The sequence below is a fragment of the Trinickia sp. genome (genome assembly GCF_051961175.1).
GTDB lineage: Bacteria > Pseudomonadota > Gammaproteobacteria > Burkholderiales > Burkholderiaceae > Trinickia.
The window spans coordinates 1-6,473 of the sequence record NZ_JBQCDN010000420.1; the positions used below are offsets into that span (position 1 = coordinate 1).

At 58.4% G+C, this 6,473-nt stretch carries 7 protein-coding genes and 2 pseudogenes; 4 read left to right on the forward strand and 5 right to left on the reverse strand.

All coding sequences use genetic code 11. From position 1 onward, the window contains the following. Positions 1 to 9: 9 nt before the first annotated feature. Entirely contained in the window at positions 10 to 165 is a 156-nt protein-coding gene (locus tag ACTHL0_RS23745; protein ID WP_440569438.1) for a hypothetical protein, read from the forward strand. On the opposite strand, the gene ACTHL0_RS23750 is transcribed toward ACTHL0_RS23745, so the two are convergent. Beyond that, positions 162 to 533 (reverse strand): winged helix-turn-helix transcriptional regulator, encoded by a 372-nt coding sequence (locus ACTHL0_RS23750; protein ID WP_440569432.1) that lies wholly within the window; start codon positions 531 to 533, stop codon positions 162 to 164. The genes ACTHL0_RS23745 and ACTHL0_RS23750 overlap by 4 nt on opposite strands. Before the next feature lie 92 nt (positions 534 to 625). On the opposite strand from ACTHL0_RS23750, the gene ACTHL0_RS23755 reads away from it, so the two are divergent. Further along, positions 626 to 1,351, forward strand: coding sequence for an SDR family NAD(P)-dependent oxidoreductase (locus ACTHL0_RS23755; protein ID WP_440569433.1), 726 nt, complete (start codon positions 626 to 628; stop codon positions 1,349 to 1,351). A 14-nt stretch (positions 1,352 to 1,365) separates the two neighbouring features. Beyond that, on the forward strand, positions 1,366 to 2,022 hold the full coding sequence (locus ACTHL0_RS23760; protein ID WP_440569434.1) for a DsbA family oxidoreductase: 657 nt from the start codon (positions 1,366 to 1,368) through the stop codon (positions 2,020 to 2,022). Positions 2,023 to 2,140: 118 nt separating this feature from the next. Here the strand turns inward: ACTHL0_RS23760 and ACTHL0_RS23765 are convergent. Then, positions 2,141 to 2,270: pseudogene (locus tag ACTHL0_RS23765) on the reverse strand (integrase); the annotation flags it as partial. Between ACTHL0_RS23765 and ACTHL0_RS23770 the strand changes: the two are divergent. After that, a pseudogene (locus tag ACTHL0_RS23770) lies at positions 2,268 to 2,540 on the forward strand (LysE family translocator); the annotation flags it as partial. The pseudogenes ACTHL0_RS23765 and ACTHL0_RS23770 overlap by 3 nt on opposite strands. Positions 2,541 to 3,481: 941 nt before the next feature. On the opposite strand, the gene ACTHL0_RS23775 reads toward ACTHL0_RS23770, so the two are convergent. The 3 genes from ACTHL0_RS23775 to ACTHL0_RS23785 all read right to left on the reverse strand — a co-directional run. Then, positions 3,482 to 3,964 carry a hypothetical protein gene (locus ACTHL0_RS23775; RefSeq protein ID WP_440569435.1) on the reverse strand — a complete coding sequence of 161 codons (483 nt, stop codon included), beginning with the start codon at positions 3,962 to 3,964 and terminating at the stop codon, positions 3,482 to 3,484. A gap of 182 nt (positions 3,965 to 4,146) precedes the next feature. After that, the gene (locus tag ACTHL0_RS23780) at positions 4,147 to 4,650 is read right to left on the reverse strand and encodes a hypothetical protein (protein ID WP_440569436.1); all 504 of its coding nucleotides are present in this window, start codon (positions 4,648 to 4,650) and stop codon (positions 4,147 to 4,149) included. A gap of 717 nt (positions 4,651 to 5,367) precedes the next feature. Next, positions 5,368 to 6,473 (reverse strand): type II toxin-antitoxin system HipA family toxin (locus ACTHL0_RS23785; protein WP_440569437.1); only part of this gene is annotated, 1,106 nt, incomplete at its 5' end.

Sequence of the window (6,473 nt, forward strand, 5' to 3'; positions counted from 1 at the left end):
CGAAGGTTGATGTTGGTCAAGGGCTTGAATGCGTCGACAGTTGCCTACGAGGTGGGCTATGAAAGTCCCTCCCAATTCAACCGGGAATATGCGAGGCAATTCGGCACGCCACCGCACCGCGATGTAATCGAACTGATGCCGCACGCCGCGGTCCCCGTCGGCTAGTCGTGCAAGGCTCGATGCATTTCAATCTGATCGAGATGATCCACGACCCACGTGGCAAGCTGCATCAGCGGCACGGATAGTGATCCGCCGAGCTCGGTCAGCGCGTACTCGACTTGCGGCGGGACAGTCGGATAGACGGTCCGCGTCACCATTCCGTCGCGTTCCAGCGCCTTCAACGTGCGGGTCAGCATCTGCTGGGAAATTCCACCAATCATGCGTTTCAGCTCGTTAAAGCGCCGCGGCTGCTGCGCCAGCATGGTGATTGTGAGAATGGTCCACTTGTCACCCATGCGGCCAAGTATCTGGTTGACCTTCTGGCAGGACGGGTTCGTGCCGGGTTGGCTCGGAGCGGTAGCAGGCATACGCATGTGACTAGGCCTCGAAGCTATGCGTTCTTGTGAGCTGTCAGTCTATCAAGCATAGTTGGTCATCGAAACATACCACCCTCATGGAGTTTGCAATGACCAGCAAGAAAACCATTGCGCTATTCGGCGCCGGCACCGGTCTCGGCGCTTCCCTTGCGCACCGGTTCGGAAGCGCCGGGTATCGCGTTGCGCTCGTCGCGCGGCGTTCGGCGCCATTAGAGGAGCGAGTCGCCGAACTCGCCGCCGCGGGGATCGAAGCGGTCGCCTTTTCTGCCGATCTCACCGATCTCGAGGGCATTCCCGCGCTCGTCCGTTCGGTCGAGGATCGGCTCGGCGCCATCGATGTGGCCGTCTTTGCGCCAGTTCCCTCCGATGCGAGCTTTGTCGCGGCAGTGGACCTCGATGCGTCGACGCTACAGTCCATGGCCAACATCTTCACGTTCGCGCCTGTCGAGGTATCGCATGCGGTGCTTCCGGGCATGCTAGCCCGTGGCGATGGCGCGATCGTGATCGTCGGCGGGCTGACGGCCGTGGTGACGCGGCCTGGCATGAGTGGTGCCGGCCCCCTGATGGCGGCCACGCGCAACTACGTGCTTACGCTCAATGCAGAGGTGGCGCCCAGGGGCGTTTATGCCGGGACGGTGAACATCGGTGCGGTCATCGATCGCTCGACGGGCTTGCGTGCCATGACCGCCGGTGGCGCACGGCTCGACCCGAATCTTCCGGTCATCGACCCGGACACGATTGCCGAAGAAATTCAGACGCTCATCGCGAGGCGTGATCGGGTCGAGTCCATTCTGCCGCCCTTGCCCCAGTCGTGATTCGGGGCGATACCGTGCTGAGAATCGACCTTTATACGGAAATCACCTGTCCATGGTGTATCGTGGGCCAGCATCGCCTCGACAAAGTGCTGGCCGAGCGCTTTCCCGACCTCGTCGTGGACATTCACCACCACCCAGTCTTGCTGCTTCCGGACGCACCCGCGAGCGGACTGTACATTCCGGACCTGCTTCGCATCCGTTACGGCATAACCGATCCGAAGGTGGCGTTTGCGCGGCCGGAAGCCGAGGCTCGCGCTTCAGGTCTACTTCTTGATCTTGGTCGCCAGCCTATGGCTTATCCCACGCAAGCAGCCCACGCGCTCATTCTGGCCGCACGCGAACGCGGTACACAGCACCGGCTCGCCGTAGCGATCACAAACGCCTATTTTCTTGACGCGAAGAATATCGGAAGCGCTGACGTGCTGGCAGACATCGCCTCCGGACATGGATTTGAGTACGCCGAAGCCCACGCCATTGCACTTGACCCGGCCGAGTACAGGCGCGTCGAGCAGGAGGCGGCAAACTCCGCCGCCGCGGGGGTGCGCTCGGTTCCTCACTTCGTTTTCGGGGGACGCATCGTGATCAACGGCGGCCGTAGCGAAGACGAGATCGCATCGTCGCTGCAGGAAGCCCCGAGATTCATCGCTTCAAACCGTGTCGAACATGGATAACTGTTCTGGCGGGGTGCAACGCATGACTGATGTAACTTGGTAAACGTTCGGCAACTGCCTTGTGTCGAATGGCGGTCAATGGTGGCCGGCGAGCAATCGCTTGCCGGCCACCATGCCATCAAACCTCGGTCTGCTCCGCCATCTCAAGGGCAATCGACCTCGATTCCCAGGTAGCGAACCGTGCTTTCCAGCTTTGCGTGTCGGAGCAGCAACTGCACCGCTTGGAGGTTCTTCGTCCGCCGGTAGATTTACTCAATCCCAAAATGGCGTTGTTTGTCCTCGCACTGTTCCCGCAATTTGTGCGTCCTCAAGACGGCGCGGTGGCTGTTCAGATTTTGACGCTCGCGACAGTGCTCAACCTCATCGGTTTAATCGTAAACGGCGTCGTCATACTTTCCGCAAGTCAGCTTAGCCAGCGATGGGCTAGCCGACGCCGTCAGTCGCGGGTCCCTCAATATCTGCTTGCGTCGGTTTTTGCCGGATTGGCAGCAAGACTTGCTATCGCGAGCCGCACTTGAACACGGAATGTCGGCGCCGAAGTAAAACCGAGCCACACAATATGGTGCTGGCGGGCCTTGGCAGCTGGTCGATGCGATCGACAGTGCGCGATCGGGGCGACGTTTGATGTGGAGCGCTGACGTTCGATGGCTATACGGACGGCATCAGAGCCCAATGTGAGCAACGTTGAATACGACTGCTATTCACGATTGCAAATGGCCGCTCATTTCCGCGAAGCACTGCGCGCAGCAGCGCGGCAGTGATATTCGGCCAAAAGTTCACGCCGCATCCATCGCAGCGATTCAAGACTCGGACCTGCAACGGTGCGAGCGCCACTGTTCGGGCATGTTCATGTTAGCAGCCTCCGCGTTGATCTCGGGTGCTGACGGCGATGATGTTCATGGCCATCTTCCGCAGTTCTGCCGACGTCGGATCGTCTCGGCGTAGCTCGAGCAAATCCTTTGCATACGTGCTCATCGTCATGGTCCTCACTGGATAAGATAAGGCTAAGGTCAACAGTCCGGCTCGTTTAATATGGCTGCCGGCCAAGTTAACTCGTAAAGCCAATGAGGTTAAGATAGCCGCACGCCGCAAGGAAAACCATTCTACGAACGGTTGATGCCGTGATCCGCGAAGATAGCGCACCCATACCTTTAGATACCCTCGACGCATCCCAGAAGACCGCTTTCAGAGTGGAACGGCCATTCGATTGTCCATGTGAGCGCTAAGCCGAACGGCTGGGATTGGCAGAAAGCGGAAGTCCGCTACTCGACGACGATTGATCTACGGATCCATTCATCATCGTCCGGAGGCGACCCGTTGCGTCACTCGGATCGCCGCACGGACAACGGCCGCATTTATGCATACAACGGACATCGACCATGCCAATGTCGTCGAGCCTAGAGATCCGAAACGTTCGGTCGTTTGAACATATGCACAACGATCGCTGACCGGAAAGCGGTCATTGATGCTCACTTACCGTGACCGGGACGATTTTTTCCAGTTGGTCCAGCAACAGCTCCTTTTGCTGCTCCGGCAGCTTGACCAGACTGGGATACATGTTAATCAATGCCAGCCGTTGCGAAGACGACTTGGAAGGCAGCAGCATGAGCAACCCCGCCTTCTCACGGTCGGACAGCGATGACAGATGCGGTAGAGCGCTGAGTTGCACCATACTGGCGGAGTGTACCGAAGGTACGGCAGTCTCGTCCGTCACGGCCGACGGTGACGATTTTTCTCCTGCTGGCGAGGTGCTTTGCACGGCCAATGGGCCCGGTCCCGACGAAGCTTGCTGCGGGGCTGCCATGGATGCCGGGGCGGAATCCCCTCCGCCGCATCCGGTAAGCAGCAGACTGAACAGCAGCATCCACCGAGCATGCAAAAAATGGCGCGGTGCCTGTGGGACATGTCGCACGCGGCAATTAAGCGGAATGTCTTGTTGCATGGCCATGCATCCGACGATTAAGGAAACGTGGGCGAGGCGCCGCATGAAACGACGGTACCAGCCGCCACCGATTGCAGACGTGCCAGCTGATGCTGGCACGCCCATCCCATGGCTTAGGACGCTCTCACTAGTGTCCGGTTTTCCCGTACCAGTCAAATGGGCCGAAGCCTAGGCTAAGTCAATCAAGGACCCACGAGACTGAAATAAGGTCCGTTGAAGCCCGCGAAGGTAATCGTATACACGAAATTCGTAAGGGTTGGGCCTGCCACCAGCTGCTTGGTCCAGTTCCCGTTGGGGCAGGTGGCATTGGCCTTTAACTCGTCGGCGGTCGGTGCCGTCACACTGAGCGGCGGCACTACCAGCTGCCCGTTCCTGGAAGGTGTCAGTTTTCCCGACGAAGTAGCATCCGTGGTCTGCGTCTTCACATCGACGACCTGGCCGCCAGGGTTTGTGCACTGCACGGTGCCTGAGTAAGTCGCTGACAGAATCGCTGTCGCATTAGTGTGGCCGACCCCGCCAATGGTGGCCCCGGTACAGCTGACATCCTGGGTGGCTTGATCTACAGTGCATACCGGCTCGGCAGTTGCAAAGTGTGCTCCGTTGGGCCCATTGGCGGGATTGGTTTGCGCCCAAGCTGCGGGAGCGAAAAGCACTGCAACCGATGTCACCAAAGTGAGAAACTTCATATTTGTCTCCAGCAATATCAATGAACAGGATCTATTGAGAACTAACTGAGAAACCTGGAATAATTGGCCTCCTTTTTAATAATAAAAATATCAAATGTTATTTATGACGACGCCGTACCCATCGGCAGGGGCGCAACGAGTCGGCCGCAGTATTGCTGGATTACTTAAATTCGGACGTGACAAATCAACCATCACGCGCTGCCGGCTTATATTGAGCAGGGCACGGGTGTTGGGTATTGCGCGACGTAATGTCGACCGGGGTACGTGAGGAAGTGCTCTGAAGCAGTAACCTCTTAGGATTGTTTGGCTTCTGTAAGTTGCTGGAATGCAATATAGATCAAGCGCGTCAACCAAAGTTACTTTTTTAATCTTTTTTTGTTTTTCCGATAAGGACGACATCATGGCGGAGCGTTGCCATCCTTATTATCTAGAATTATTGTTTTTTGCTCCGCCTCAGTGTAGTGCGCAAGGTGAAGGCAACGCCAATTTTGCTGTACCTAAGGCCGTTGCCTCACCGGATCGATGGGGCACACAGGGCGTCCGCTGGCGGCCCAAATCCGACGATTGGCCGTCCGCGGCGTTCTTTGTACGAATGTCGCTTCTTCGCATGGGCAGAAATCGGCCAACATCGAAGACACCCGTGTCGCCGGGCAATCTGTGAGCGCGATACCGTCGCTAATCCCGTCAAAGCGCGTTCAAACTCAGTCCACGGTACCGTCACAACCGTAACGCGGCGCTAAGATCGTCGTGCTCAAATGCGCTCGCCATCCGTGCGATCTCTGCGCGCCTGGAACCGACTTCCTGAGCAACCGCTTGCCATGTCCGGGTTACGTCGGCCACCTCCCGGATCGTGGCCCGAGCCTGTTTCAGCGACAAACCAAAAAACTCCGCCGCGGTTTCCAAGAGTTCGACCGAACACGTTCCCTCGTCGAGATCTATGTTTGTCGTCAGGATGCGCGCCTTGACATCGGTTGGCGTGGGATTGAGGTCGTAGGCCGGTGACAACACCCACCCATCGCGCCCCGCCCACAGGAACCCGTGGTTGCGCAGATGGTCATCGACGTTGGAAACCAGCACATTGAATGTCACCCGTCGATACAACTGAGCAGCATCGGCCCGAGCCTTCGCACCATGTTGTGTCAGCGAATCAACCAGTTCTGGATAACTGCCGCGTTGGCCGTCCCGCGACCCCGTCATCGACATGGCCGAGAGGAAGGGAATGCGAATGCTTCCTGTCCGATCGAAGCGGCGCGAGAGCAACACCGGCTTGCCCGCGACCTCTAGCAGTTCGTGATGCGGGGTAGAAATGCCCGCGCGTTCAGCCAATCGCAGGGCAATTTCCTCCCAGGTCTCGATGCTGTAGTCGTCGGTTTCCTTCGGGAATTTGGCAATCGACAAATGGCCGTATTGGTCGATGACTGAAGCCTTGGGACGCGCGCCACCCAGTGACGACCCTGGCGCGAAGATCAGTTGCAAATCCTCATCGGTTTCCTCGTCGCGCAAGATACGTTCAGTGATTTGAAGCAGCGGCCCCAATTCGATCAGCGCCGGGACCCCGGCGGGCACGGGCGACTGGAATTCTTCTTCTCCGCTCCAGCGGAACCTCAGCGCGCCCAGGCGCGTTTCATCAGCTACGCCCAGCAGATAGTCCAGTTCGCCGAGCGTACGGACGCGCCGCCCTTCCCGTTCGGCTTGTCGACGCTCCGCACGCTGCATGAGGCGGCGCCCCCAGGTGTCCGGCGCCGAATCGCCGATCGAACCAAAAATGGGTTGGTCAGCCGGCGGCGGAAAGAGACCTCGCGTCAACGCCAGCGCTGGCTCGA

Excerpts from the sequence above, each read along its gene's own strand:
- ACTHL0_RS23745 (WP_440569438.1), top strand. The coding sequence starts at position 10 with ATGTTGGTCAAGGGCTTGAATGCGTCGACAGTTGCCTACGAGGTGGGC.
- ACTHL0_RS23750 (WP_440569432.1), bottom strand. The coding sequence starts at position 533 with ATGCGTATGCCTGCTACCGCTCCGAGCCAACCCGGCACGAACCCGTCC.
- ACTHL0_RS23755 (WP_440569433.1), top strand. The coding sequence starts at position 626 with ATGACCAGCAAGAAAACCATTGCGCTATTCGGCGCCGGCACCGGTCTC.
- ACTHL0_RS23775 (WP_440569435.1), bottom strand. The coding sequence starts at position 3,964 with ATGCAACAAGACATTCCGCTTAATTGCCGCGTGCGACATGTCCCACAG.
- ACTHL0_RS23780 (WP_440569436.1), bottom strand. The coding sequence starts at position 4,650 with ATGAAGTTTCTCACTTTGGTGACATCGGTTGCAGTGCTTTTCGCTCCC.